Here is a 24,098-nt window from a genome sequence, read left to right as displayed (position 1 = left end):
CACCGGTCCCAAGTACGGCTGCGGTGTGGGCGTCTGCCGCGCCTGCACCTGCCTGCAGGACGACGAGGCCGTCCAGACCTGCATGGTCAAGGCCGCCGACGCCGACGGCACCGAGATCACCACGATCGAGGGCCTGGCCGACGACGACGAGCTGCACCCGGTGCAGCAGGCGTGGTTGGACCGGGACGTCGCGCAGTGCGGCTTCTGCCAGCCGGGACAGATCATGCAGGCCGTCGCGCTGATCAACGAGACCAGCGAGCCGACCGACGCGGACATCGACAAGATCGAGAACGTCTGCCGCTGCGGCACCTACGGCCGGATCCGCCAGGCCATCAAACAAGCCGCCCAGAACATGTGACCTGCTGACAAAACGACGAGAGACGCCCCGGACTCAACAAGTCCGGGGCGGTCGTCCCCTGACGGTGATGATGGTCGTGGTGCTCGAGCCGGCGGTGATTTCTCCGAGTCCGGTCTCACTCCCGCTCGCGGGGAGAGATGTACTCGTGCATCTGCTGAGCTTCTTCCCAGTACTCCCCGGCGTGCCTCATCGCTGAGGTGAGAACCCCGTTCATCTTTTCGAGGTCTCCGATCGCGCGGTCCAGAGCTTCGTGCGGGTGGTCGCGCAGCGCTTCCCGGTACAGGCGGTCGCGATCGACTTGATCGAGCTTGTTGGTCAACTCGTGGGCGAGGTTGTGCAAGGACCCCAACACACCGAGCAACGCCGCACCGAAGGGAGGCCAGTCCAACGCCGCCAGGTCCGCATCAGCACAATTCCTCACGGCGCTGTCGAGCGATTCACGGGCGGCGTACATGTCTTCGAGGGGATGTTGAGCCATGGCTTCCCACCTTTGCCAAGCTGGTCGGGCTTGTTGTTACCCGCTGTGCGGCGGGCCCAAACCCCCGCGCCTCGGCCGGCGCGAGTGCGGTGACCACGGGCGATCGCCTTCAGTCGTGGCCGGCGGGGTCATCGTCGATGATCTTGTTGAGGCGCAGCGCGAGTTGGACCTCCAGCGAACCGTCCGGTTCCTGCCAACCGTCGCCGAGGAGTGTTCCGATGCGCTCCAAGCGCTGCGAGACGGTGTTGACGTGGATCTGGAGGCGGTCCTTGGTGCGGTTGAGGTTCATGTGGGAGGCGAAGTAGGCCTCGAGCGTCTCGATCAGCTCTGTTCCGCGCTGCGCGTCGTAGTCGAGCACGGGCCCGAGGACCGACCGGATGTAGCGGCGCGCGTCGGCTCTTTCGCCGAGCACCATCCCGAGGAATCCGAGATCGGCCATCGCCGCGCCATCGCCGTGGCGATCGAGCGCGAGCAGCGCGCGCACGCACCTCCTGGCTTCGGTGTAGGTCTGCGCGAGGGCTTGCGGCCCCGAGGCGGGACCGGCTGCGCCCACGGTCACGCGAGCACCGAGGGAGTCGGTGAGCCCACGGGCGAAGGCCTTGGCGGCCTTGCCGGGTTCGGTGTTCGGCAGCAGCGCGACCTGGTCCTCGAGCGCACCGGCGACGCCACCGGCGGCCCGGGCGTTCCAGGCGACGGCCGTGGCCAGCCGCTCTCTCGGGACGCCCTCGGCGTGCGCCACCAGCACCGAATGCGGGCTCGTGAGTTCGACGCCGAGCCGACGTGCTCGCACCACCAGTCCCGCGGGATCTCGCTGCGGGGCGGTGAGCAGGTCGGCGACCAGCTCACCGCCGACCTTGTTCTCGGCTTCGGCGGTGGAGCGTTGGAGCAGGAGCAGCAGGGCGGTGACCACGCCGGCGCGTTCGAAGACGCGCCGGTCCACGTCCGACAGCGCTGGGCATCTGGTGAGGACCATGCTGCCCAGGAGTTCGGGTCCGGCGAGAACGGCGTACACCCAGTGGTTCTCGTGCGCCACGGCTCGACCGGCCTTGCGCGAGGCCGTGACCGCTTCGTGCGGTTGCGGCAGCGGAGCGGTTCCGACGCGCGCGAGTTCGTTGCCGTCGGCATCGTGGACGACCAGACCGCCGGAGAACATGGTCGCGACCGCTGCGGCGACCTCGGTGATGTCCTCGCCGCGAAGCACCAGATCGGTGAGGCGGTCGTGGGCGTGCTCGGAGTGCTGCATCGCCTCGTTGTGCTTGCGGATCGTTTCGTTGGCCTCGTTGAGCTCGTCGACCGCCTTGCGCGTTTCCTCGATCAACCGGGCGGTGTCGATCGCGATGGCCGCGTGGTCGGCCAGCGACGCCAGCAGCGCCACCTCATCGCGTGAGAAGTCGTGCGCTGTGCGGAAAGCCGCGAACAGCACACCGATGACCTCGTCGTTCAACGACAGCGGCACGCCGAGGATGGCGACCAGGCCTTCTTCGTCGACGGCAGCGTCAATGGGAGTGGTGTGGGCGAACCGGGAGTCCGCGGCGTAATCGGCCGTCGCGTACGGGCGGGCTGTTTGCGCGACGAGGCCGCCGAGGCCCTCGCCCATGCCGAGACGGACCTGCTGGAAGCGCGCCGAGATCGATCCGTCGGTCACCCGCATGTAGGTCTCGTCACGCGTTTCGTCGTTGAGCGACAGGTAGGCGATGTCAGCGGCCAGCAGCATGCGTGCGCGGTGAACGATCGAGCGGAGGACCGCGTTGAGGTCGCGCACCCCGGCCAGGTCGCTGGCGCTGTCGAAGAGCGCGGCCAACTCCGTTTGCCTGCGTTCGTGTTCGGCGACCTTGTGGTGCACCCGGAGCGCGAGCTCGCTGGCCTTCTCGATCTCCTCGAGATCGGCCTCGGACGCTCCGGACGTGCGGGCGGTGACGGCGACCTGCGCGACCTGCTCGCTCGGCGCGTTGTTCGCGAGCAAGGTCAGCAGGCGCCGCAGCGCCGCTGCTGCCTGATCCATGCGCCCATTCTCCTCGGTGGAACCGGGGGCACCAGCCGGGACGGGGGGAGCCGGCTGGTGCCCCCGAGGCAGGACGGAGCTAGACCGTCTGGCTCGGCTGCTCCGCAACCGAGCCCAGCCCGGTCGCTCGGGTCTCGCGGGACATCGCGGTGGCGATCACCGTGAGTGCGGCTCCCGCCGCGACGTAGAGGGCGACCGGCACCGCCGTGCCGTAGCCCTTGAGCAGCGCCGTGGCGATCAGCGGTGCGAGCCCACCGGCGACGACGGACGCGAGCTGGTACCCGATGGAGGCGCCGGAGTAGCGCACCTGGGTGCCGAAGAGCTCGGTGAAGAACGCGGCCTGCGGACCGTACATCGCGCCGTGCAGGACCAAGCCGACCGTCGTGGCCAGCGTGATCACCACGGGAGACGCGGTGTCGAGCAGCCCGAAGAACGCGAAGGCCCACGCGCCGCTGCCGAGCGCGCCCATGATGATCACCGGACGTCGGCCCCATCGGTCGGAGAGCGCCCCCCACAGCGGGATCGTCGCGAAGTGCACGATCGACCCGATGAGCACGGCGTTGAGCCCCACGGACTTCGGCAGGTCCACCGGACCGGTGAGGTAGACGAGGATGAAGGCGGTGATCACGTAGTAGGCGGTGTTCTCGCCCATGCGCGCACCCATCGAGATCAGAACCTCGCGCCAGTTGTCCCGCAGCACCCGTGCGATCGGGGCGCGCACCACCGCTGAGTTGCGCCGGGCCTGCTCCGCGGCCTCCAGGAACACCGGGGACTCCGTCACCGAGAGCCGGATCCACAGCCCGATCATGACCAGCACGCCGGACAGCAGGAACGGGATGCGCCAACCCCAGTCCAGGAACGCCTGGTCGGACTGGACTGCGGCCAGGATCGCCAAAACTCCCGTGGCCAGGAGGTTTCCGCCTGGAGCGCCGGCCTGCGGCCACGACGCCCAGAACCCGCGGCGTTGCGGGGAACCGTGTTCGGAGACGATGAGAACCGCACCGCCCCATTCACCACCGAGCGCGAAGCCCTGCACGAGACGCAAGGTGGTCAACAAGATCGGGGCCGCGATGCCGACGGAGGCGTAGGTGGGCAGCAAGCCCATGGCGCAGGTCGCACCGCCCATCAGGAGCAGGCTGAGCACCAGCAGCCGCTTGCGGCCGACCTTGTCGCCGAAGTGCCCGAAGACCAGGCCGCCCAGCGGCCGGGCGCCGAACCCCGCCGCGTAGGTGCCGAAGGCCAACAACGTCCCGGTCAGCGGATCGGAGTTCGGGAAGAAGAGCTTGTTGAACACCAACGCCGCGGCTGAGCCGTACAAGAAGAAGTCGTACCACTCGATCGTGGTGCCAACCAGGCTGGCGCCGATGATTCTGGAAATCGATGTGCGTTCGGGTTTGGGTTCCTGTGTCATGATGCACCGCTTCGTCGTTGGAGCAGGATGTCTGGCAGCAGCACGGTCAGTGCGCGGTCCACCCGCCGTCGAGGGACAACGAGCTTCCCGTCATCGAGGGGCACTGGTCGCCGCTCAGCCACAGAACGGATTTGGCGACCTCGCTGGGTTCGATCAGCTTCTTGATGCCGGTTCGGGAGAGGAGGACGCGTTCGGTCACCTCGTCCTCGCTGATCTGGTGCGCCTGTGCTTGGGTGGCGATTTGGTCCTCCACCAGAGGCGTGCGCACGTATCCGGGGTTGACGCAGTTGCTCGTCACCCCGAACTCGGCGCCTTCGAGCGCGGCGGTCTTGCTCAACCCCTCCAGCGCGTGCTTGGCCGCGACGTAGGCCGACTTGTACGGACTCGCGCGCAGGCCGTGCACGCTGGAGATGTGCACCAGGCGCCCCCACCGCTGGGCGTACATGTGCGGAAGGCACTGCTGCATGAGCAGGAACGGCGCCAGGACCATCACCTTGTGGATCAGGGAGAACCGCTCGACCGGGAACTCGTGGATCGGCGCCACGTGCTGCAACCCGGCGTTGTTGACGAGGATGTCCACCTCGCGAGGTAGTTCTGCGATCGCGTCGGCATCCGCCAGGTCGACGACGTGGGACTCGCCCCTGATCTCGGTCGCGAGGGACGCAGCGCTGTGCTGGTCGACGAGGTGCACGGCGGCGCCGGCCGCGGCCAGCGCCTCGGCGCAGGCCTTGCCGATTCCACCCGCGGCGCCGGTGACGAGGGCTACCTTGCCCTCCAGCGCCCCCGCGTTCGCCGCGGTGTTGTGCGGGTCACTTGTGGTCATGACGGACAAGGTAGGACGCTCGCCCGAGGGATGGCATGTGGCACCCGCACACAAACGTGACCAGGTCCATGTCGGTGTGCCACATGCATCGCCGGCCCGGGCGTGGGCGTCCGGGGATCTTGTTGTGGGTGCGTGCAGCAGGGGCCGGGCTCGTCTTCCCAGGACGCGACGGGGGCGGGCCGCACCTACAGTGGGCGGGGTCGTGCACCACCACGTGTTCCGGGGGGCGTCGTGGAACGAGACAGGTGGCCGGTTCCGGAGCAGGGGCTCGTCATGACGCACTTCCTGACGGTCCACGACGTCGTCCGCGCGCGGGAGTTCTACGCAGCGGTGCTGGGCGGCGACGTGGTGCTCGAGGAGAACCCGTGCATCGTCAAGGTGGCCAACAGCTGGATCATCATGAACCCCGGCGGTGGCCCCACCCCCGACAAGCCCGGCATCACGCTGCAGCCGCCGGAGCGCACCGGCACCGTCTCGGCGTTCATGAACGTACGCGTAGCCGACATCGCCGCCTTCTACGCGCAGGCGCGGGAGAAGGGTGCGGAGTTCCTCACCGAGCCGATCGACCGCAAGGCGGAGATCCGCTGCTACATGCGCGATCCCGACGGGTATCTCATCGAGGTCGGGCAGGCCACCGGCATGCTGGAAGGGATCTTCGCCGACCCGTCGGCAGGTTCAGGCGACTAGCTGTATGAGGGCACGACGTTGGTGACGCCGCCTCGTAAGCGTGAAGCCGGTGGCTGCCCGCCAGCGCCTGAGCGGGGTCGGTGATGGTTGTAGTGGATGTTCCAGACGGCGATGGCTGCTGATCGGGCTTGGAGACAGTTGGCTGAGAAACGTCCTCGAAGGAGTCAACAATTACGCCAGCGGGGAGATCCTCCTGGAGCAGTAGATCGAGAATCCTCCTGCGGCGTGGCTCGGCCAGCACGCCGAACAGTTCCTGTGGTGCGGCGCTCATGCGAAAGCCCGTTCGTACCGTTGCTGAAGCTCGCTCGCGGCGGTCTCGCTGACCTCGAGGTACACGCTCGACGGATCGTCGTCGTCAAGCACCGCTCGCAAGCGGTCGAGCCCGGTATGCCATCCAAGGGCGTTGAACGGCGCGAACGAGGGGTCGGCGAATGTGTTGGTGAAGGTGACACGACAACCGCTGGGGCCGTCGGGTTCGAGCTCCCAGCGAAGCGCCTCTTCTCCCCACGTGTACTCGAGCAGCGAAGGAGGTCGGCAACGTTCCACACGCCCCGTTTCCGCAGGGATCTGGCTTTCAGCAGGTTTCGGACGGAACTCCAGCTTAGAACCTTCCTCACCGAACTCCAAGCGTGACCGGTTGAAATCGAGGTACTGCGCGAACCACCCCGCGAGATGCTCAGGTTGGGTCAGGGCTCGCCATACCTTTTCGGGCGGATGCGGGAACATCCGAACGAAGGAGACTGTCGCGAGTCCGTTGGCTGTGCGGGTCAAGCTTCCCATCTCTCTATTCATTGAAGGCAATATAGCCAACGGGCGATATGCGAGCAACCACTGTCATCAACCTGCTGCCCCGCAACAACTGACTGGCTCTGGCGGAGTTCGCGCGCCGAAGCCGGGCGCCCAGCCGGGCGCGGCCACGGTGGTTTGCGCACTTCCCGTCGCTTCCACCTGCTGGTGTGAGCTCCACCGAATCACTCAGGCCTAGATCCGCAGCGGTACCGCGCGCACTGGCGGCGAGCTGATCGGTCCGGGGTGGCGGGAAGCTCCAGGCTCCGACGATGACCAGGGCCCGCTCGTCGGGCGCGGATTCGGGTCGTTGGACTCTGGTGGGCGCAGGCCGGGCCTCGCATCCTGGGATCGGGGTCGTCGTGACCTGCGAGGTGATCGTGTCGACAGGGCTGGGGCGGAGCCGTTGGCGCGCCTGGGGGTTCGGGATCCTGGCGGTCCTGCCGGACAGCCCGTCCCTGGTCCCGGGCCCTCCCGAGCGGGTAGGAGCTGAGCAATGAGCGATCGCACCAGTCGGAGATCGCCTGCCGAGTCGAGCCGCCGGCACTGGCTTTCACCGCACGTGGCAACGGGTTTGGTGCTCGCCGCGCTGGCGGTGGTGCTCATCGTCGAGAACCGGCACTCGGTGGACATCAGGCTGTTCATCCCGGTGGTGACGATGCCGGTGTGGACGGCGCTGGCGGTGATGCTGATCGTCGGCGTCGTCATCGGACTGCTGGTGAGCCGTTCCAGGAAATGATCAACCGGCCGTCTGGAAGCACGAAGGAGATGAGGGCCGTGGCACAGGCAGGACATGGCGCCGCCCGCTACCCGACCGCGAAGCAGCACTGGGCAGGCGGGCTGGAGCTGTTCGCCGCCATCATGCTGGTCATCATCGGTTTCTTCCACGTCATCGTCGGACTCGCGGCACTGCTGCAAAGCTCCTACTACTACGTGGTCACCGAGAACTACGCGTTCACCATCGACCCCACGGTCTGGGGCTGGGTGCACCTGGGGCTGGGAATCCTGCTCGCGCTCACCGGAGGCGCGCTGGGAGCCGGCCAGTCGTGGGCGCGCGTGGTCGGCATGATCATCGCTGGTCTCAGCGCCCTCGGGAGCTTCCTGTTCATCCCGTACGAACCGGTGTGGGCGCTGCTGATCATAGCGATCGACGTCGCCGTGATCTGGGCGCTGGCCGCGCACCTGCGGGAACCGACCTCCGGAAGGACGGCGTCCAGCGAGTAGCGGGCGAGAGAAGAGCGTGATCTCGTCAGCCGCGGTGCCACGCGGGTGGCCGTCATCGGCAACACGCCGGTGTCAGCGGGTGTCTCGTGCGCAGGTCGCTTAGTCAAGCACGGCCGAGAACCCTGATCCACCTGGCTCGGTCCGAAACGGGATGAGCGCACGCCGTTCACGGCGCTCTCGAGCGCGTCCAGGCGGAAACCGTTGCTGCCACGCGTGAAGCGGCTGGCGGCCGCCCCATTGCGATGTGAAGTGGACCGATCGGAGACCCCTCGAACTCCGTGCGATACCGAAACTCCACCCCAGTCGCTCCGGTGGTGGCGCAACGGGCTTCGAGGGTCACGGGCATCGCTGCTCCTGTGCCTCGCGCAGTGGTTATGTTAGCGCTGTTATTCTTAGGGGTGAAATAGTCTCTTGAGCGCGGAGGTGGCCGAGGTGGCGCGACGCAACCGGTCCCGGCCGGATGCAGTGGACTTCATGCTGGCGGAGTGGCAGCGGGAGTGCCCGGACGTCGATGCGTCGGGGATGGCGGTGTTCGGACGTCTGCACCGCGCCTTCCACCGGTACCAGGACCAGCTGAACCAGCTCTTCCAGTCGTTCGACCTGACGATGGCCGGTTTCAGCATCTTGGCGTCGCTGCGTCGAGCGGGCAGCCCGTACCGGCGCACGGCTGGTGAACTGGCCGATGTCGCGCTGGTGACCACCGGCGGGATCTCGCAGCGGGTGGACAAGCTTGCCGCGGCCGGGCTGGTGTCCCGCGAGCGCGACGAGCGGGATCGCCGCACGGTCCACGTGCAGCTGACCGATGAGGGGTTGGCGTTCGTCGACCGGGTCAGCGCCGCGCACTTCGCCAACGAAGCCCGGATGCTGTCCGGCCTGACGGCCTCGGAGCAAGAACGCCTGGCGGACCTGCTCAGCCGCCTGGAGGGCTCGCTCGATCACTCGGCGGCCCAGGCCGAGACCGCCGAGTGACCGGGCGCGAGGATCACCGCGCCCAGGGCAGCGGGTCTTCGTCGAGTCCCCAGTAGATGCTCTTCTGCCGCGTGTAGCGCAGGATCGCGTCGCGGCCCTTGTCGGTGCCCACGCCGCTGGCCTTCATCCCGCTGAACGGCGTGGCGATGCTGAACTGCTTGTAGGTGTTGATCCACACCGTGCCCGCATCGATGGACCGGGCCAAGCGCCAGGCCCGCCGGTAGTCGCGGGTCCAGATTCCGCAGGCCAACCCGAAGATCGTGGCATTGGCCTGGGCGATCAGGTCGTCCTCGTCGCGGTAGGGCAGCACGACACCGACCGGTCCGAAGATCTCCTCCTGGCAGGTCAGCGAGTCGTTGTCCAGTCCGCTCAGCAGCGTCGGCAGGTAGTAGGCGCCGTGCGCCAGGGCCGGGTCGTCGGGCGCTTCGCCGCCGCAGAGCACGGTGGCTCCTTCGGCGCGCGCCCGGTCGACCATCGCCGCGACGCGGTCGCGGTGCTCGAAGGTCACGAGCGGACCCACCTGGGTGGCCAGGTCGGTACCGGGGCCGACCCGCAGTCGTCGGGCACCGGCGACGAGCCGGTCGACGAACTCGTCGTGGAGGCCTTCGGGCACGAAGATCCGGGAACCGGCGATGCAGCTCTGCCCGCTGGAGGAGAAGATCCCGTAGAGGATCCCGGCCGCGGCCTGCTCCAGGTCGGCGTCGGCCAGCACGATCGTCGGCGACTTGCCGCCGAGTTCGCTGGTCAGCGGCATGAACTTGTCGGCGGCGAGGCGGCCGATGGCGCGACCGGTGTCGGTGCCGCCGGTGAAGGACACCTTGCCCACCAGCGGATGCCGGACGATCGCATCGCCGACCACCGATCCCTTGCCGGGCAGCACCGACAGCAGCGCCGGGGGCACTCCGGCTTCCACGACGAGGCGTGCCAGCGCGAGCGAGACGAGCGGCGTGGCTTCAGCGGGTTTGAGCAGCACGGCGTTGCCCGCGGCCAAGGCGGGGGCGATCTTCTGCGCGTCGCTGGCGATGGGGGAGTTCCACGGCGTGATCGCGCCGACCACGCCGATCGGCTCGGCGACGCTCATCGTCAGGTACGGCCCGCGCGCTGGTGTCAGCGGGGTCTCGGTGGTTTCCAGCGCGGCGGCGTAGAAGCGGAAGGTCCCGGCGGCGCTGCCCACCAGGGCCCGGGTCTCGGCCAGCGCCTTGCCGGTGTTGCGGGTTTGCAGGTGGGCGAGTTCGTCCGCGTGCGCCTCGATCAGGTCCCCGATGCGCGCCAGGTACCTGGCGCGCTCGTGCGGGAGCAGGTCGCGCCAGACGGGGTCGGCCGCTGCGGCGGCGCCGGCTTCGGCGGCTTCGGCGACGTCGCCCGGTGAGGCCGCGGTGAGCTTCGCGATGACCTCGCCCGTGGCCGGGTCGACGCATTCCAGCGGTCTGCCGCGGCCCGCGCGCCAGCGGCCCGCGACGTGGATCTCATCCGGCACCCCGGAACTCGTCATGCTGCACCTCCAGGTCTGAGTGGCGATGACCAGTTACCTTACTGATAAGGGAATGAGCGCAACAGGGCGCGCTTTTCCGGGAAGTGGTTCGGGGCTCTCACCAGCAGCGATGAGCTGATCTACAAGGAATCTTGCGGCAGGGGGTTGCGTGGGTCACGCCCGTCTGGCAATACTGCTCACCGCTAGCTCACTTACCGCTAAGGGATTATGGAGGTCGCCGCGATGACCGCTGCAGACGCCAAGGCGCACACCGACCTGGACGGGCTGATCGACTCCTGCATCGCCTCCCGGGCGAGCAGGCACGAGGACTGGGACACCCTGGCGTTCCAGACCAAGGCCGGCGACGAGTTCCGCCGCGCGCAGATCCGCTACATCGGCTCCGGCGCCACCGGCAACCACGACGGCGACAGCCGGTCGCTGCCGTCGGAGCACTTCACCTTCTCCAACATGCGGCTGCCGGTGGGCTCGGTCGGCCCGGAGCACACCCACCACGACGTCGAAGAGGTCTTCTTCGTCCTGGAGGGGCAGCTGGAGGTCAGCGTGCACGACGTCGAGGACGGCACCAAGACCGCCACCCGCGTGCTCGGCTACCGCGACCTGATCCGGGTGCCCGCCGGGGTGCCGCGCAGCCTCAAGGCCATCGGCGACACCGATGCGCTGTTCTGCGTGGTCATCGGCGCGCAGAAGCCGCAGCTGCCCACCTACCCGGCGACCTCGCCGGTGCACGGCGTCACGCGCGACTGAGAAGCCTCGAGGAAGGTCCGGGTGAGGAGCATGTCCCACGAAGTTCGCGTGCACAGCACGACGTGGCTGGCCTTGGGTGTGGTGCAGGTGGAGTTCCGCGACCCGGCGGGAGCCGACCTCCCGGCGTGGGAGCCGGGAGCGCACCTGGCGCTGCAGCTGGGCAACGGGATGACGCGGGAGTACTCGCTGTGCGGCGACCCGGCCGATCGGCGCAGCTGGACGGTCGCGGTGCTGCGGGAGCCGAACTCGCGCGGTGGCAGCAGCTGGGTGCACGAGCGGCTGACCGCCGGCACGCTGCTGCAGGTCGACGGGCCGCGGAACAACTTCCCGCTGGAACCCGCCGAGCGCCACCTCCTCATCGCGGGCGGCATCGGGGTGACGCCGATGCGGGCCATGGCCGCCGAGCTCGCTGACCGCGACGGTGACTGGCGGATGCTCTACTGCGGACGGTCGCGGGAGAGCATGGCATTCGTCCCGCAGCTGCGGGAGATCGGCGGCGACCGGGTCCGCGTCCACGCCGACGACGAGCACGGCGGTCCGCCGGACCTCCGCGCCGAGCTCTCCGACCTCGCGCCGGGCGCGCTGGTGTACTGCTGCGGCCCGGAGCCGCTGATCAACGCGGTGGAATCGGCGTTGCCCGACCCGTCGGTGCTGCGCGTCGAGCGGTTCCGGGCGCCCGAGCAACCCCAGTCCACATCGGACGACGGGTTCGAGGTCGTCTGCGAGGACTCCGGGGTGCGGGTGTTCGTCGGACCGGACGCCTCCGTGCTCGACGCGCTGGCCGACGCTGGCGTGGAAGTCCCGAACTCCTGCCAGGAAGGCGTGTGCGGGACCTGCGAGACCAAGGTGCTCGGCGGCGAGCCGGAGCACCGCGACCACGTGCTCAGCCCGGGGGAGCGGGAAGCCGGCGACACGATGATGATCTGCGTGTCGCGCTGCCGCTCCGCCGAGCTGGTGCTGAGCCTGTGAATTGAGAACGACCATGACCGCCGTCGCAGCGCTCAACCACCGGCAGAGGGCCATGTTGCGGGCCGTCGCCGGTGGCCGAGCCGAGATCACCTGCAGCTGCGAACCCGACCTCTACGTCGACGGACTGCCCTGCTGCGACCAGGGCAGCGCCCGATACCTGGTGCAGACCGGTTTGTTGCGCGCAACCCGGACCGGGCCGACCGGTCAGCGCGTCACCGCGGCCCTGACCGATCTCGGTCGAGCCGCACTGCGCTAGGAGGCACGGGAACCGGTGTCGAAGCACTGGAGGAGAACTGACATGTCGCTGAACCTGGAGCCGGTGCAGACCCGGCTCGGGCCCACCACCAGCTACGCCGACGCCTTCGGCGACGAACTCGAGGCGATCTACGGGCGAGGCGTGCACGACCTGCCCGGCGTGGTCGCCGCGCTCAACGAGACCGGGGTCCGTCCGGCCGACGGCTCGGACTGGACGGAGCAGACGTTGACCGGTGAGCTCGCTCGCCTCGGTGCGAAGGAGATCTGATGACGACCAAGCTGCGGACGGAGCAGGACCTCCTGCTGCTCGGATTGCGGGATCGCTGGTACCCGCTGTGCCCGTCGCACCACGTCCGCTCCGGCGAGCTGACCCGGCTGGAACGCGCGGGCGAAGAACTGCTGCTGTGGCGGGACAGTTCGGGTGCCGTGCACGTGCAGGAGGACCGCTGCCCGCACCGCGCGGCGCGGCTGTCGATGGGCGTGCACATGGGTGATCGGATCGCGTGCAACTACCACGGGGTGCAGCTCGACGGCGACGGAGTGGTCGCCTCGGTGCCCGGCAGCCCGGGGTGCGCGCTGGAAGGCCGCCGAGCGCTGCGCACCTTCCCCGCCGAGGAGCACGCCGGAGCGATCTTCGCCTGGTTCGGCTCCGACGAGGACGCCGAGCCCACCCCGCTGCAGGTCCCCGCACCGATCGGCGGAGGGGAGTGGGACGCCTTCCTGTGCTACGTCGAGTGGGACGCCTCCTACCTGCTGTCGCTGGACAACCTGCTCGACCCGATGCACGGCGCGTTCCTGCACCGCAACAGCCACACCATGTACACCGGCAAGCGCGAGGCCGCCTTCCAGATCCGCGACACCGACACTGGTTTCGTGTTCGAGAAGACCGACCAGCGCGGCGTCAACTTCGACTGGTCTGAGTGGATCGACACCGGCGGCCTGCAGTCGGTCACCCTCGACATCCCGTACCCGGAAACGGCCGGTCCGGGAGGGCCGTTCACCATCGTCGCCTGCGTCACCGCGATCAACGAGCAGCAGCACGCCGGCTTCTTCTGGCGCTGCCGCAAGGTCAGCGGCTGGCAGCGGGACAGCTGGCGGTTCCTGTACAAGAACCGGATCGAGGCTCGGCACTGGCAGGTGCTCGAGCAGGACCGGGTGATGGCCGAAGGCATGCCCGACGACGCCTGGGCCCGCGAAAACCTCTACCAGCACGACATCGCCCTCGTCCGGCTGCGCCGGGTGCTGCGCGCCGAAGCCAAGCGCCAGGCCACTGCGGCAGCCGCCCGCGACGAGCGCACACCCGCCCGCGCGGCCGCCCGCTGATTGGAGTGCCCGAACATGCGATTGCCCGATGACGGACCGGTGGTGAAGCTCCGGTCGCTGCGCTCGGTCAGCCTGCGCACCGAGCGGTTCGCCGAAGCCGCCGAGTTCTACCACGAGGTCTGGGGCCTCACCCCGGTCGAGACCGACCGGGACGTCGCGTGGTTGCGCGGCACCGGTTCCGAGCACCACATCGTCGAGCTGCAGCAAGCCGAGCAGAACGGGCTCGGCAAGATCGCCTTCGCCGTCGGCACGCCCGCCGAGATCGACGAGGCCGGAAAACGCCTGGCGGGCCTGGGGATTCCGATGCTCGCCGAGCCCGGCCCGCTGGAGCAGATCGGCGGCGGCTACGGGCTGCGCTTCGTCGACCTGGAAGGCCGGCTGGTCGAGCTTTCCTGCAACGTCGAAGCCGTCGTGGCTCAAGACCCCAACGGTCTTCCCGCGGTGCCGCGCAAGGTGGCGCACGTGGTGCTCAACACCGTCGACATCGACGCCGCCTGCGACTTCTACACGCGGGTGCTCGGCATGCGGATCTCGGACTGGTCGGAGCACCAGATGGCGTTCCTGCGCTGCAACTCCGACCACCACGTGATCGCCTTCAACCAGGCCGAGTGGACCTCGATCAACCACGTCGCCTACGAGATGCCGTCGATGGACCACTTCATGCGCGGCATCGGGCGGCTCAAGCACAACGGCATCACCCCGCTGTGGGGGCCGGGACGGCACGGGCCCGGTTCGAACACCTTCTCCTACTTCGCCGACCCGGCCGGACTGGTCTGCGAGTACACCTCCGACGTCGCCCAGGTCGAAGAGGACGCCTGGCTGTGCCGGGTGTGGCGCCGCACCGCGGAGCTGTCCGACCAGTGGGGCACCGCCGGCCCGCCGTCGAAGGACGCCCGCGCGCACATGGCGGGCAAGCCCGACACCGGCTACCGGGAGTGGGTGCGGGCATGAAGGTGGCGATCCTCGGCTGCGGCGCCATCGGCGGCGTCGTGGCGCGCGCGGTGCAGAGCGGGCAGGTCGCCGGCGCCGAGCTCATCGGAGTCGTGCACGCCGAACCGACTGACCCGCCCGGGCTTCCGGTGCTGGACGTCGAGTCCGCGATCGCGCAGGCGGACCTGATCGTCGAGTGCGCCGGTCAGCGCGCACTGGCCGAGCTCGGGCCCTCCATCGTGGCCGCCGGGACCGACCTGCTGGTGGTGTCGGTCGGCGCGCTGGCCGACGACGCGCTGCTGGCCAAGCTCCGCGACACCGGCCCCGGCCGGCTGCACCTGTGCAGCGGCGCGATCGGCGGGCTCGACGCGCTGGCCGCGACCGCGCGGATGGGCGGGCTGGACGCGGTGCGCATCGTGACCACCAAGAAGGCGCCCGCGCTGATCCAGAAGTGGATGGACGAGCCCGCCGCGCAGCGGCTGCGCACCACCGACGAACCGGTCCAGCTGATGCGGGCCCCGGCCCGCGAGGTCACGGCCGCGTTCCCGGCCTCGGCCAACGTCGCGGCCTCGGTGGCGCTGGCGGTGGGGGACTGGGACCTGGTGGAAGCGACCGTGGTCGCCGACCCGAACGCGCCGCTGACCAGCCACGTCATCACCGCCGCCGGGAGCGCGGGCAGCTACCGGTTCGAGATCCGCAACCACCCGTCACCGGACAACCCGGCCACCAGCGGTGTGGTGCCGCACGCGGTGCTGGCCTGCCTGGCCCGGCTGGCCCAACCCACCGGAGCGTTCGCATGACCCGGGCGAGTGCGTCCGAAGTGGACGTCGTGGAAGCGGGCAGCGGTACGCCCCTGGTGCTGCTGCACGGGATCGGCGGTGCGGCCGAGGCCTTCACCGCGCAGCTGTCGGGCCTGGCCGGTGACCACCGGGTGATCGCGTGGGACGCCCCGGGTTACGGGCGCTCCGCCGACCTGCCCGGCGAACCGGACCTCGACGCCTACGCCGACGCGGTCATCGCGCTCCTGCGCGATCGGGACGTCGCGCCTGCGCACCTGCTCGGGGTGTCCTGGGGCGGGGTGATCGCCACCCGGGTCGCGCTGCGCGCACCGGAGGTGCTGCGCTCGCTTGTCCTGGCCGACTCCTCCCGCGGGTCCGGCCGCACGGACGCGGGCCGCGAGGCGATGGCATCGCGGGTCGAGGAGCTGCGCACCCGCGGGGCGGGCGCCTTCGCCGCCGTGCGGGGACCGCGCCTGACCGCGCCGGGTGCCGCGCCGCCGGTCGTCGACCAGGTCGTCGCTCTGATGTCGCGGGTGCGCCTGCCCGGCTACCGCAACGCCGCGCGGGTGATGGCCGCGACCGACCACTCCGCCCAGCTGCCGCGGATCACAACCCCGACGCTGGTGATCGTCGGAGCCCAGGACCAGGTGACCGGGGTGGCCGAGAGCCGCGCGCTGGCCGAGCAGATCCCGGGCGCCCGGCTGGTCGAGATCCCCGACGCGGGACACGCGGCCAACCAGGAGAAACCCGAGGAGTTCAACGCCGTCGTGCGGCGCTTCCTCGCCGAGGTCGATGGCGGCGGAGGTGCGCCGTGCTGAACGGACGACTGGTGGTGGTCACCGGAGCGGGCCGCGGCCTGGGCCTGGCCATCGCGCACGACCTGGCCGACGCCGGGGCGCACCTGGTGATCGCCGAGCGCAACCCGGAGTTCGCGCAGGCAGCGGTGGCCGAGCTCGCCGAGCGCGGCGTCCCGGTGCACCGGGTGGACACCGACGTGTCCGACCCCGACTCGGTTCGCCGGCTGGCGGAGCGGGTCGCCGAGCTCGGCGGTGCGCACGGGGTGGTCAACAACGCCGCGCTGGCAGACGGCGTCGGCGGCAAGCACTTCCAGGACATCGAACCCGAGGAGTTCGACCGGATCATCTCGGTCAACCTGCGCGGGACCTGGCTGGTGTCGCGAGCGCTCTACCCGCAGCTGCGGGCCGCCGGTGGCGGCCGGATCCTCAACATCGCCTCCGACGTCGCCTTCTACGGGCCGCCCCGGCTGATGCACTACGTGGCGTCCAAGGGCGCGATCGTGGCGATGACGCGGGCGATGGCCCGCGACGCGGGTCCGGACGGCATCACCGTCAACGCCGTCGCGCCCGGCATCACCGAATGCGAAGCGACGCAAGCGGTTCCGGCCGAACGCCACGAGCTCTACCGGATCAACCGCGCGCTGTCGCGGCCGCAGCAGCCCGAGGACCTCGTCGGTGCGGTGCGCTTCCTGCTGTCCGACGCCGCCGCCTACATCACCGGCCAAACGCTGCTGGTGGACGGCGGGTTCGTATGCCGTTGAGGAGGATTTCATGGATCTGGGCCTGAGCGGTCGCACCGTGCTGGTGACCGGCGCGAGCTCCGGCGTCGGGTTGGCCACCACCAGGATGCTGCTGGCGGAGGGAGCCAACGTCGCGGCGTGCGCGCGCGACGCGGAGCGGTTGAAGACCGCCCTGGACGGGCTGCCGGGCAACCTGCACCTCGGGGCGTGCGACGTCCTCGACAGCGACGGCGTGCAGGAGTTCGTCGAGGGCGCCGCCGAGCGGTTCGGCGGGATCGACGGGGTGGTCAACAACGCCGGGCGCTCGTTGATGGCGCGGCTGGCCGAGACCGAGGACCGGCAGTGGTGCGACGAGCTGGAGCTGAAGATCTTCAGCGTCCTGCACGTGGTCCGGGCGGCGCAGCCGTGGTTGCGCGAGTCCACCGCCGCGTCGGTGGTCAACATCAACGCGATCCTGGCCCGCCAACCCGAGGCGCGGCTGGCCGCCACCTCGGCGGCGCGGGCCGCGCTGCTCAACCTCAGCAAGACGCTGGCCGGTGAGCTCGCCGCCGACGACATCCGGGTCAACTCGGTGTGCCTCGGACTGATCGACACCGGGCAGTGGCGGCGCCGCTACGAGCAATCCGGCTCCACCGCGGACTTCTCCGAGTGGAGCGCCGAGCTGGCCGCCGACCGCGGCATCCCGCTGGGTCGGCTCGGCACCGCCGACGAGGTCGCCTTCCCCGTCGTCGCGCTGCTCTCGCCGCGCGCCTCCTACCTCACCGGCACCGCCATCGACGTCGGTGGCGGCATCGCCCGATACCTGTAGCAACCGAAGAGGACTGTCATGCCCCAAAATCACGGCGGAGACCTGCTCGTCCAGGTCATGCGCGACAACGGCGTCGACACCGCGTTCGGCGTGGTCAGCGTCCACAACCTGCCGCTGGTGGAAGCGGTGAGCCGCGAACTGCGGTTCGTGGCGGTGCGGCACGAGGCCGCCGCCGTCAACGCCGCCGACGGCTACGCCCGCGCCACCGGCGGGCTCGGCGTCGCGATCACCAGCACCGGCACCGGGGCGGGCAACGCCGCCGGTGCGCTGGTGGAGGCGCTGACCGCGGGCAGCCGGGTGCTGCACGTGACGGGTCAGATCGACTCGCCCTACCTCGGGCAGGGGCGCGGCGTCATCCACGAGACCAAGGACCAGCTCGCGATGCTCGGCGCGGTGTCCAAGCACGCCGCCACGATCACCGAGCCGGAAGCGGCGGAGACCGCGCTGCGGGGAGCGGTGCGCACCGCGCTGTCGGTGCCCTGCGGACCCTCCAGCGTGGAGTGGCCGATCGACCTGCAGTATGCCGCGCAGGAGATCATCCCGGCACCCGCTGAGCGGGGCGCGGAGACACCGGGCGTGGACCCGGAGGCGCTGCGGCGCGCCGCCGAGCTGATCAGGGCGGCCGAGCGGCCGATCCTGTGGGTCGGCGGTGGCGGAACCGGCGCGGGTGAGCAGGTGCGCGAGCTCGCCGAACTCCTGGACGCGGGCGTGCTGACCAGCAACTCGGGCAGGGGTGTTGTGCCGGAGGACCACGAGCTGGTGGTCGGCAACTTCGCCGCCAACCCGGCGGCGGCGCCGCTGCTGGCCGAGGCCGACCTCTTGATCTCCATCGGGACGCACTTCCGCTCGAACGAGACCAAGCACTACGCGCTGGAGCTGCCCGCCGACCACGTGCAGATCGACGTTGACCCGGCCGCCGTCGGGCGCGTCCACCCGGCCACCGCGGGTCTGGTCGGCACCGCCGAGCAGGTGCTCCCGCAGCTGATCGCCGAGCTGGCCGGGAGCGCCGGCGCCGGGCAGGGCTGGCGGGAGGCGGTCGCCCGCACCCGCGCCGCCGTGCGCGCGCACCTGCGGGAGGGCATCGGCACCTACGCGCTGATCTGCGACGCGATCCGGGCGACGCTGCCCGCCGAGTCGGTGATCGCGCGGGACGTGACGATCCCGTCGAGCCAGTGGGGCAACCGGCTGCTGGACATCCACGATCCCCGCACCAACGTGTTCCCGGTCGGCGGCGGCATCGGCCAGGGACTCGCGCACGGCATCGGCGCGGCGCTCGGCTCGCCGGACGCACCGACGCTGGTGCTGGCCGGCGACGGCGGGCTGAGCGTGCACCTCGGGGAACTGGCCACCTTCGCCCAGGAACAGCCCTGGATGGTGCTCGTGGTGTTCAACGACGGCGGCTACGGGGTGCTGCGCAACATGCAGGACAAGCACGCCGGACGGCGTTCCGGGGTGGACCTGTTCACCCCGAACTTCGGCCGCCTCGCCGAGGCGCTGGACCTGCCGTACGCGCTGGTCCAGCGCGCGGAATCGTTCGCCGAGACGTTCACCAAGGCCGTCGAGGAACGCGGTCCGTACCTGATCGAGGTCGACGTCACGGCCTTGGAGCCGACCCCGTCCCCGTTCGTGCCGCCGGTGCACGTGCCCAGCTAGAGGAGGCGCAGCGATGCCGACCGAACCGGCCCACCACCACGCGCACGGACCCGCCAACCGGGGGCGCCGGGTGCTGCGCACCGCCGCACCGCTGTTCGTGCGCTTCCCGCGGACCCCGCCGCGCGCGGCGGTGGTGGTGCTGCACGACGCCTACGGACTGACCGAACCGATCGAGGACTGCTGCCGGGCCCTGGCCCGCTGCGGCTACGTCGCCGTCGCCCCCTACCTCTACTACGAGACCGGGGGCAAGGAGTTCCGCCCCGAGCACGAGGAGACCGCGAAAGCCGCGATGTCCCTGCTCGCCGACGACGACCTGGCCGCGGACGTCGCCGGTGCGCTCGACCACCTCGGCAGCAGGCTGGCCGTCCCGGCGCGCACCACCGCGGTGCTCGGCGTCGGCACCAGCGGTGAGCTCGCGACCCGGGCGGCGGCCGACCACGAGCTCCCGGTGGCCGCGGTGTGCGACCCGCTGGACAACACCGGGCACCCGGGAGTCGCACGCGACCGGCGAGACGAGGCGATCCGGCTCATCAACGGCCGGATCGGCTGACCACAACCATCACGAGGATCCCACGACCGTTCTCCAGACCCAGGAGACATCACGCGCGAGACCGACCGGACTCGCCCGAAGCCACGGCAGTTACCGTTTCATGCCACGAGCCCACCCGTGGCATGCGTGTCCCAAAGGAGGGGCGCATGAGCATCTCCGCTCCCGACCACACCGTCCAGCACGACATCGCCGCCAGACTCGAGCGGCTGCCGATGTCGCGATGGCACGTGAGCATCCGCCTGATCATCGGCGTGGTGACGTTCTTCGAGGCCTTCGACCAGCTGCTCATCGCGTTCTCGCTGCCCGAGATCACCCGCGAGTGGGGGCTTTCGGCGGCGGGCGCCACCGCCACCCTCACCGTCGGGTCGATCGGCATGCTGGTCGGTGCGCTGGCCTCGGGCTGGCTGGCCGACCGCATCGGCCGCGTCCGGGTCATCACGCTGTGCGTGGTGATCACCGCGCTGGGCAACCTCGGCATGGCGTTGAGCCCGGCGCTGCTGCCGCTGCTGATCATGCGGTTCGTGCAGGGCTTGGCGATCGGCGGTGAGGTCCCCACCGCCGCCTCCTACATCGCCGAGCTCAGCCGGGCCAAGAAGCGCGGCCGCTTCGTGCTGATGTACGAGGTGGTGTTCCCGGCCGGGCTGACCGTCGGTGCGCTGGCCTCGGCGTGGATCGTGCCGAACTGGGGGTGGCGCGCGCTGTTCCTGATCGCCGCGGTCCCGGGCATCGCGGCGTTCTTCCTGCAGCGCAAGGTGCCGGAGTCGCCGCGCTGGCTGGCCGCGCGCGGCCAGAACGACAAGGCGTGCGAGGTGATGTCCCAGATCGAGGCGAAGGTGCGCGCCTCCACCGGCCAGGACTTGCCGGCCCCGGCTCCGGTGGCGGGTGTCGTCGGCACCGGGTCGGCGCGCAACGGAGCGCTGCGCGACCTGTTCACCGGCCGCTACCGGCGGCGCACGCTCGTGGTCTGGACGATCTGGTTCGTCGGCTACCTGGCCAACTACGGGCTGACGTCGTGGCTGCCGACGCTCTACAAGCAGGTGTTCCACCTGCCGATCGGCACCGCGCTGTGGTACAGCACGTTCGCGTCGGTGGCCGGGCTGGCCGGTTGCGTGCTGGCGGCGCTGACCATCGACCGCCTCGGCCGCCGGGTGGTGCTGAGCATCGGGCTCGGCGGCACCACGGTCGCGCTGGGCGTGCTGGCGCTGCTGGGCGTGACCTCGGCCGGTCAGCTCGTGGTGTTCTCTGCGTTCGCGGCGATGTTCAGCTTCACGGCCAACATCAGCCTCTACCTCTACACGCCGGAGCTGTACCCGACCCGCAACCGCGCGCTGGGCTGCAGCATGGGCGGGGTGTTCAACCGGCTCGGCATCATCACCGGCCCGATCGTGGTGGCGATGGTGCTCTCCAGCGGAGCGGGCCTGTCCGCGGTGTTCGCCAGCATCGCGGCGATCTGCCTCGTCGGCACGATGATCACCGCGGCCTTCGCCGAGGAGACCAAGGGACGCACTCTCGAAGAACTGTCCCCGTGAACGTCGGCGAGGCGGGTCATGAGCAGGTGCTCCGACCCGCCTCGCCGTGGACGGCTGGCCAGATCCTGCCTGCTTCAGCGCTGATCAGATGCGGGTGCTCGCTTCCGCAGGCGCAGACCCAGTGCCGAGGCGGTGAGGAACACCGCCCCCACCAGCAGCACCGCGACCGGCCCACCGAGTGCACCGTCCGTCCAGTCCCAGATCGCTTCGGGCACCGCCACCGTCACGGCGAGCACACCCAGCGCCAGCAGTACCACGGCCCGCTCGACCAGGTAGCCGCCGAAGCACAGCAACCCGATCAACAGGGTCAACCCGTAGCCCACCCACGACGGGTCCACGCCCACCGCGTACTGCGCCCCGGCCAGAGCGATCAGCACGCCCGCCCCGAGCACGGGGCGGCGGTGGCCCATCACCCTGAGAGCGGAGAGTGCGGTCCACACGGCGCCCAGCGCCACCAAGCCCGTTGTGGTGGCCGGTGAGGAGCTGTCGAACCATTCGGCAACCGCGGCCATCACCACGCCGACGCTGAACCCGATTGTCGCCAGCAGAACGGGAAGTCCGCCCACGACCACGTATCCGAGCAATGCGACGAGCAAACCGGTCACCGAGGCCGCCACCGACTCGAGCACGTCAACCCCGCTGCCGACCGCCAGCGCCGCCGTGCAGGAAGCCAAGGCGAACAGGGCTGACACGATCCGGCTGCGCGCGGACGGATCCGCTTCGCCGAACGCTCGTAGCGCACGCGGCCCGCCGGCGATGACCAGTCCGGCGCCGACCAGGGCGAGGGTCGCGGCCACCAGCAGGGCAACGCGCGCGGGGACCGCCAGGTCTTCCCAGTACATCCCCACCAGCAGAACGGCGCCGGCGAGGACCAACGCACCGCCGATGTAACCGAGCACCTCCCACACGGCGGTGCGCGAGCCCCAGGGCGCACCGCGCTCGATGTCGAGCTCGTCGAGGACTGCTGCGACCTGCTCACGGGAAAGCACTCCCCGTTCGCCCAACCGCTCCAGGCGTGCGCGTTGTTCCGGGGAAAGGCGCTGCGAATTGCTCATCGACGGCATTACAGCATCACCGCAGCGATATGTCGTTAGGTACTTCTACGCAAGACGTCCGGACTCGTGCGGCGATGAACTGCCTCGACTGGTCGTGTTCGACGCGGACATTTAGTCCGAAGTGGTGGCGTACTCGGAGCGAGGCATGGGCGCGTCATCGTCTGGGAATCCTCTGGCCGTGACGAGTTCTGCACTGGTGCGTGCACGACGAGGACCAGAGGAGGCGCGATGGGTCTGGTTCAGGAGACTCAGCGGTCGCTGTATGCCACGGTTGGGGCGACAGCGTGGGTGGTGGATGCGCTACGTGGTGCGCCCGGCTGGGTCGGTCATGCGTGGCGGGAACGCGATCAGGTGATGCATTGGCTCAGCAGTGCTTACGAGGAGCTCTCGGAACGTGGCCAGACCATTGTGGGCGGGGCCCAGCAGGGGCTCGAAGTCGGTGTCGGCGAGGTGAACCAGGCTGCGCGCCGCATCCCAGGGGCTGCCGAGGCCGAAGGGGCGGTCGTGGGGGCGTTCACCGGCGAGGAAGATCTGCCGATTTCACACTACGACCAGCTCAGGGCGGACGAGGTCGTGCACAAGTTGCCGGGGTTGTCCCAATTCGAGCTGCGAAAGGTCCGTGGCTATGAAACGCGCAATCAGGCGCGTGCGACGGTCATCGGGCGCATCGACAAGTTGTGCGAGGAGCAGCCCTGGCCGGGCTACGACGAGATGAAGTTGGACGAGATCCTTCCGAAGGCGCGGGAGTTGCCGGCTGAGGAGCAGACGAAGCTGGTCAGCTACGAGCACCGTCACAAGAACCGGCGAACGATCGTTGACGGATTCAGCCACGCCTGAATCGTTCTGAGGTCACACCGACGAGCTCTGGTGAGGACTGGCGTGCAGGGCGCTCAGCAGTGCGAGGGCTAGGGCGTGGGCGCTGGGGGTGGCCGGTTCCGCGTGGTAGATGATCAGCTGCTGCCCGGGGGCACTGCGCACGTCGAAGGCTTGGTAGGTCAGCGTCAAGGCCCCTACGTCGGGATGGACCAGGTGCTTGGGTTCGCGAGTTTTTCCGCGCACCTGGTGGGAGCTCCACAGGGCGCGGAAATCCTCGCTGCCGTCGCGGAGTTCGGCCACCAGGTGCAGCAGAGCGGGGTCGTTCGGGTCGTAGCCCGCGGCGCTGCGAAGGTTGGCCACTGTGGCTTGGGCGGTCCAGTTCCACCGCGCGTGGAAATGGCGTCCAGCGGGGTCGAGGAAGGTCATGCGGGCGAGGTTGTCCGCCGGCTGAAACGGTGAGAACAGCGCGTCGGCCAGGGCGTTGCAGGCGAGGACGTCCAAGATCCGGTTGAGCACGAAGGCCGGGGTGTTGGGGCATCCGTCCATCAGCTGCCGCAGTTCCGGGCTCACGGTCTGCGGTACCGGGGCCGGGGCGGTCTCCGGTGCGGTGCGTGCCAGCCGGTACAGGTGCTCCCTCATGTCGGGGTCGAGATCCAGCGCGCGGCACAGAGCGTCCAGAACCTGCGGAGACGGGTTGGACTCACGTCCTTGTTCGAGGCGGGTGTAGTAGTCGGCGTTCACGCCGGCGAGCACGGCTACTTCCTCGCGGCGCAGCCCGGTCACCTTGCGCCGACCCGAATACACCACGCCCGCGTCCTCAGGTGGCCGTTGCGCGCGCCGTGCCCGCAGGAACTCTCCCAACTCCCCACCGCTCATACCGCCACCGTAGACCGGGACCCCCTGTGGCTGGGTGGGTGTGG

The 24,098-nt window shown here is 69.8% G+C and carries 27 protein-coding genes and 1 pseudogene; 19 read left to right on the top strand and 9 right to left on the bottom strand.

The window, feature by feature from the left end; translation table 11 throughout:
• On the top strand, positions 1 to 358 hold a 358-nt coding region (locus AB0J91_RS27225; protein WP_363874326.1), incomplete at its 5' end, for a 2Fe-2S iron-sulfur cluster-binding protein.
• 115 nt (positions 359 to 473) lie between these two features.
• Here AB0J91_RS27225 and AB0J91_RS27220 read toward each other — a convergent pair.
• The 4 genes from AB0J91_RS27220 to AB0J91_RS27205 form a co-directional block, all read right to left on the bottom strand.
• The gene (locus AB0J91_RS27220) at positions 474 to 836 is read right to left on the bottom strand and encodes a hypothetical protein (RefSeq protein ID WP_363874323.1); all 363 of its coding nucleotides are present in this window, start codon (positions 834 to 836) and stop codon (positions 474 to 476) included.
• A gap of 109 nt (positions 837 to 945) precedes the next feature.
• Positions 946 to 2,838 (bottom strand): GAF domain-containing protein, encoded by a 1,893-nt coding sequence (locus AB0J91_RS27215; RefSeq protein ID WP_363874320.1) that lies wholly within the window; start codon positions 2,836 to 2,838, stop codon positions 946 to 948.
• Between the two features lie 79 nt (positions 2,839 to 2,917).
• On the bottom strand, positions 2,918 to 4,249 hold the full coding sequence (locus AB0J91_RS27210; RefSeq protein WP_363874317.1) for an MFS transporter: 1,332 nt from the start codon (positions 4,247 to 4,249) through the stop codon (positions 2,918 to 2,920).
• A 46-nt stretch (positions 4,250 to 4,295) separates the two neighbouring features.
• A complete protein-coding gene (locus tag AB0J91_RS27205) occupies positions 4,296 to 5,072 on the bottom strand; it encodes a 3-hydroxybutyrate dehydrogenase (protein ID WP_363874314.1) in 777 nt (258 codons plus the stop codon).
• A 231-nt stretch (positions 5,073 to 5,303) separates the two neighbouring features.
• Between AB0J91_RS27205 and AB0J91_RS27200 the strand changes: the two genes are divergently transcribed.
• On the top strand, positions 5,304 to 5,759 hold the full coding sequence (locus tag AB0J91_RS27200) for a VOC family protein (RefSeq protein ID WP_363874311.1): 456 nt from the start codon (positions 5,304 to 5,306) through the stop codon (positions 5,757 to 5,759).
• Here AB0J91_RS27200 and AB0J91_RS27195 read toward each other — a convergent pair.
• Positions 5,756 to 5,884 (bottom strand): annotated as a pseudogene (locus AB0J91_RS27195) (IS481 family transposase); the annotation flags it as partial. The gene AB0J91_RS27200 and the pseudogene AB0J91_RS27195 overlap by 4 nt on opposite strands.
• A gap of 142 nt (positions 5,885 to 6,026) precedes the next feature.
• Positions 6,027 to 6,530 (bottom strand): SRPBCC family protein, encoded by a 504-nt coding sequence (locus tag AB0J91_RS27190; protein WP_363874308.1) that lies wholly within the window; start codon positions 6,528 to 6,530, stop codon positions 6,027 to 6,029.
• 511 nt (positions 6,531 to 7,041) lie between these two features.
• On the opposite strand from AB0J91_RS27190, the gene AB0J91_RS27185 reads away from it, so the two are divergent.
• From AB0J91_RS27185 to AB0J91_RS27175, 3 genes are all read left to right on the top strand, one after another.
• Complete coding sequence (locus AB0J91_RS27185) at positions 7,042 to 7,284, top strand: LapA family protein (RefSeq protein ID WP_363874305.1); 243 nt, start codon at positions 7,042 to 7,044, stop codon at positions 7,282 to 7,284.
• A 38-nt stretch (positions 7,285 to 7,322) separates the two neighbouring features.
• Complete coding sequence (locus AB0J91_RS27180) at positions 7,323 to 7,769, top strand: hypothetical protein (RefSeq protein WP_363874302.1); 447 nt, start codon at positions 7,323 to 7,325, stop codon at positions 7,767 to 7,769.
• A gap of 432 nt (positions 7,770 to 8,201) precedes the next feature.
• Positions 8,202 to 8,738: a MarR family transcriptional regulator gene (locus tag AB0J91_RS27175; RefSeq protein WP_363787997.1), complete on the top strand. Its 537-nt coding sequence runs from the start codon at positions 8,202 to 8,204 to the stop codon at positions 8,736 to 8,738.
• A gap of 13 nt (positions 8,739 to 8,751) precedes the next feature.
• Here AB0J91_RS27175 and AB0J91_RS27170 read toward each other — a convergent pair whose 3' ends face one another.
• Positions 8,752 to 10,230, bottom strand: coding sequence for an aldehyde dehydrogenase (locus tag AB0J91_RS27170; RefSeq protein WP_363874299.1), 1,479 nt, complete (start codon positions 10,228 to 10,230; stop codon positions 8,752 to 8,754).
• 222 nt (positions 10,231 to 10,452) lie between these two features.
• Between AB0J91_RS27170 and AB0J91_RS27165 the strand changes: the two genes are divergently transcribed.
• From AB0J91_RS27165 to AB0J91_RS27105, 13 genes are all read left to right on the top strand, one after another.
• Positions 10,453 to 10,974, top strand: a complete 522-nt coding sequence (locus AB0J91_RS27165; protein WP_363874296.1) for a cupin domain-containing protein — start codon at positions 10,453 to 10,455, stop codon at positions 10,972 to 10,974.
• A 30-nt stretch (positions 10,975 to 11,004) separates the two neighbouring features.
• Positions 11,005 to 11,943 carry a PDR/VanB family oxidoreductase gene (locus AB0J91_RS27160; RefSeq protein ID WP_363874293.1) on the top strand — a complete coding sequence of 313 codons (939 nt, stop codon included), beginning with the start codon at positions 11,005 to 11,007 and terminating at the stop codon, positions 11,941 to 11,943.
• Positions 11,944 to 11,956: 13 nt separating this feature from the next.
• Positions 11,957 to 12,199, top strand: a complete 243-nt coding sequence (locus tag AB0J91_RS27155) for a hypothetical protein (protein WP_363874291.1) — start codon at positions 11,957 to 11,959, stop codon at positions 12,197 to 12,199.
• Positions 12,200 to 12,241: 42 nt separating this feature from the next.
• The gene (locus AB0J91_RS27150; RefSeq protein WP_363874288.1) at positions 12,242 to 12,466 is read left to right on the top strand and encodes a recombinase-like helix-turn-helix domain-containing protein; all 225 of its coding nucleotides are present in this window, start codon (positions 12,242 to 12,244) and stop codon (positions 12,464 to 12,466) included.
• Complete coding sequence (locus AB0J91_RS27145) at positions 12,466 to 13,521, top strand: Rieske 2Fe-2S domain-containing protein (RefSeq protein WP_363874285.1); 1,056 nt, start codon at positions 12,466 to 12,468, stop codon at positions 13,519 to 13,521. Before AB0J91_RS27150 ends, AB0J91_RS27145 begins: the two co-directional genes overlap by 1 nt.
• 15 nt (positions 13,522 to 13,536) lie before the next feature.
• Positions 13,537 to 14,472 (top strand): VOC family protein, encoded by a 936-nt coding sequence (locus AB0J91_RS27140; RefSeq protein ID WP_363874282.1) that lies wholly within the window; start codon positions 13,537 to 13,539, stop codon positions 14,470 to 14,472.
• On the top strand, positions 14,469 to 15,251 hold the full coding sequence (locus AB0J91_RS27135; RefSeq protein WP_363874279.1) for an aspartate dehydrogenase domain-containing protein: 783 nt from the start codon (positions 14,469 to 14,471) through the stop codon (positions 15,249 to 15,251). Before AB0J91_RS27140 ends, AB0J91_RS27135 begins: the two co-directional genes overlap by 4 nt.
• Positions 15,248 to 16,048 (top strand): alpha/beta fold hydrolase, encoded by an 801-nt coding sequence (locus AB0J91_RS27130; protein WP_363874276.1) that lies wholly within the window; start codon positions 15,248 to 15,250, stop codon positions 16,046 to 16,048. The genes AB0J91_RS27135 and AB0J91_RS27130 overlap by 4 nt, the downstream gene beginning before the upstream one ends.
• Positions 16,042 to 16,788 (top strand): 3-oxoacyl-ACP reductase family protein, encoded by a 747-nt coding sequence (locus AB0J91_RS27125; protein WP_363874273.1) that lies wholly within the window; start codon positions 16,042 to 16,044, stop codon positions 16,786 to 16,788. Before AB0J91_RS27130 ends, AB0J91_RS27125 begins: the two co-directional genes overlap by 7 nt.
• 10 nt (positions 16,789 to 16,798) lie before the next feature.
• Complete coding sequence (locus tag AB0J91_RS27120) at positions 16,799 to 17,575, top strand: SDR family oxidoreductase (protein ID WP_363874270.1); 777 nt, start codon at positions 16,799 to 16,801, stop codon at positions 17,573 to 17,575.
• 18 nt (positions 17,576 to 17,593) lie between these two features.
• Positions 17,594 to 19,228 carry a thiamine pyrophosphate-binding protein gene (locus AB0J91_RS27115; protein ID WP_363874267.1) on the top strand — a complete coding sequence of 545 codons (1,635 nt, stop codon included), beginning with the start codon at positions 17,594 to 17,596 and terminating at the stop codon, positions 19,226 to 19,228.
• Positions 19,229 to 19,241: 13 nt separating this feature from the next.
• Positions 19,242 to 19,778: a dienelactone hydrolase family protein gene (locus AB0J91_RS27110; protein WP_363874264.1), complete on the top strand. Its 537-nt coding sequence runs from the start codon at positions 19,242 to 19,244 to the stop codon at positions 19,776 to 19,778.
• Between the two features lie 146 nt (positions 19,779 to 19,924).
• Complete coding sequence (locus AB0J91_RS27105; RefSeq protein WP_363874261.1) at positions 19,925 to 21,307, top strand: MFS transporter; 1,383 nt, start codon at positions 19,925 to 19,927, stop codon at positions 21,305 to 21,307.
• Positions 21,308 to 21,381: 74 nt separating this feature from the next.
• On the opposite strand, the gene AB0J91_RS27100 is transcribed toward AB0J91_RS27105, so the two are convergent.
• Complete coding sequence (locus tag AB0J91_RS27100) at positions 21,382 to 22,362, bottom strand: hypothetical protein (protein ID WP_363874258.1); 981 nt, start codon at positions 22,360 to 22,362, stop codon at positions 21,382 to 21,384.
• A 228-nt stretch (positions 22,363 to 22,590) separates the two neighbouring features.
• Here AB0J91_RS27100 and AB0J91_RS27095 point away from each other — a divergent pair, with 228 nt between their 5' ends.
• Positions 22,591 to 23,199 (top strand): hypothetical protein, encoded by a 609-nt coding sequence (locus AB0J91_RS27095; protein ID WP_363874255.1) that lies wholly within the window; start codon positions 22,591 to 22,593, stop codon positions 23,197 to 23,199.
• A 12-nt stretch (positions 23,200 to 23,211) separates the two neighbouring features.
• Here the strand turns inward: AB0J91_RS27095 and AB0J91_RS27090 are convergent, their stop codons facing one another.
• Positions 23,212 to 24,054 (bottom strand): helix-turn-helix transcriptional regulator, encoded by an 843-nt coding sequence (locus AB0J91_RS27090; RefSeq protein ID WP_363874252.1) that lies wholly within the window; start codon positions 24,052 to 24,054, stop codon positions 23,212 to 23,214.
• Between the last annotated feature and the right edge of the window lie 44 nt (positions 24,055 to 24,098).

This window comes from Saccharopolyspora sp. NPDC049357, from assembly GCF_040677225.1.
Classification (GTDB): Bacteria; Actinomycetota; Actinomycetes; order Mycobacteriales; family Pseudonocardiaceae; genus Saccharopolyspora.
The sequence above is the reverse complement of the archived record's forward strand: the minus strand, read 5'-3'. Positions and strand labels throughout refer to the sequence as shown.

Bases quoted from the DNA above. Each gene is read 5' to 3' on its own strand.
- AB0J91_RS27220 (WP_363874323.1), bottom strand. From the start codon at position 836: ATGGCTCAACATCCCCTCGAAGACATGTACGCCGCCCGTGAATCGCTC.
- AB0J91_RS27215 (WP_363874320.1), bottom strand. From the start codon at position 2,838: ATGGATCAGGCAGCAGCGGCGCTGCGGCGCCTGCTGACCTTGCTCGCG.
- AB0J91_RS27210 (WP_363874317.1), bottom strand. From the start codon at position 4,249: ATGACACAGGAACCCAAACCCGAACGCACATCGATTTCCAGAATCATC.
- AB0J91_RS27205 (WP_363874314.1), bottom strand. From the start codon at position 5,072: ATGACCACAAGTGACCCGCACAACACCGCGGCGAACGCGGGGGCGCTG.
- AB0J91_RS27185 (WP_363874305.1), top strand. From the start codon at position 7,042: ATGAGCGATCGCACCAGTCGGAGATCGCCTGCCGAGTCGAGCCGCCGG.
- AB0J91_RS27170 (WP_363874299.1), bottom strand. From the start codon at position 10,230: ATGACGAGTTCCGGGGTGCCGGATGAGATCCACGTCGCGGGCCGCTGG.
- AB0J91_RS27165 (WP_363874296.1), top strand. From the start codon at position 10,453: ATGACCGCTGCAGACGCCAAGGCGCACACCGACCTGGACGGGCTGATC.
- AB0J91_RS27160 (WP_363874293.1), top strand. From the start codon at position 11,005: ATGTCCCACGAAGTTCGCGTGCACAGCACGACGTGGCTGGCCTTGGGT.
- AB0J91_RS27155 (WP_363874291.1), top strand. From the start codon at position 11,957: ATGACCGCCGTCGCAGCGCTCAACCACCGGCAGAGGGCCATGTTGCGG.
- AB0J91_RS27150 (WP_363874288.1), top strand. From the start codon at position 12,242: ATGTCGCTGAACCTGGAGCCGGTGCAGACCCGGCTCGGGCCCACCACC.
- AB0J91_RS27145 (WP_363874285.1), top strand. From the start codon at position 12,466: ATGACGACCAAGCTGCGGACGGAGCAGGACCTCCTGCTGCTCGGATTG.
- AB0J91_RS27140 (WP_363874282.1), top strand. From the start codon at position 13,537: ATGCGATTGCCCGATGACGGACCGGTGGTGAAGCTCCGGTCGCTGCGC.
- AB0J91_RS27135 (WP_363874279.1), top strand. From the start codon at position 14,469: ATGAAGGTGGCGATCCTCGGCTGCGGCGCCATCGGCGGCGTCGTGGCG.
- AB0J91_RS27130 (WP_363874276.1), top strand. From the start codon at position 15,248: ATGACCCGGGCGAGTGCGTCCGAAGTGGACGTCGTGGAAGCGGGCAGC.
- AB0J91_RS27120 (WP_363874270.1), top strand. From the start codon at position 16,799: ATGGATCTGGGCCTGAGCGGTCGCACCGTGCTGGTGACCGGCGCGAGC.
- AB0J91_RS27115 (WP_363874267.1), top strand. From the start codon at position 17,594: ATGCCCCAAAATCACGGCGGAGACCTGCTCGTCCAGGTCATGCGCGAC.
- AB0J91_RS27110 (WP_363874264.1), top strand. From the start codon at position 19,242: ATGCCGACCGAACCGGCCCACCACCACGCGCACGGACCCGCCAACCGG.
- AB0J91_RS27105 (WP_363874261.1), top strand. From the start codon at position 19,925: ATGAGCATCTCCGCTCCCGACCACACCGTCCAGCACGACATCGCCGCC.
- AB0J91_RS27100 (WP_363874258.1), bottom strand. From the start codon at position 22,362: ATGAGCAATTCGCAGCGCCTTTCCCCGGAACAACGCGCACGCCTGGAG.
- AB0J91_RS27095 (WP_363874255.1), top strand. From the start codon at position 22,591: ATGGGTCTGGTTCAGGAGACTCAGCGGTCGCTGTATGCCACGGTTGGG.
- AB0J91_RS27090 (WP_363874252.1), bottom strand. From the start codon at position 24,054: ATGAGCGGTGGGGAGTTGGGAGAGTTCCTGCGGGCACGGCGCGCGCAA.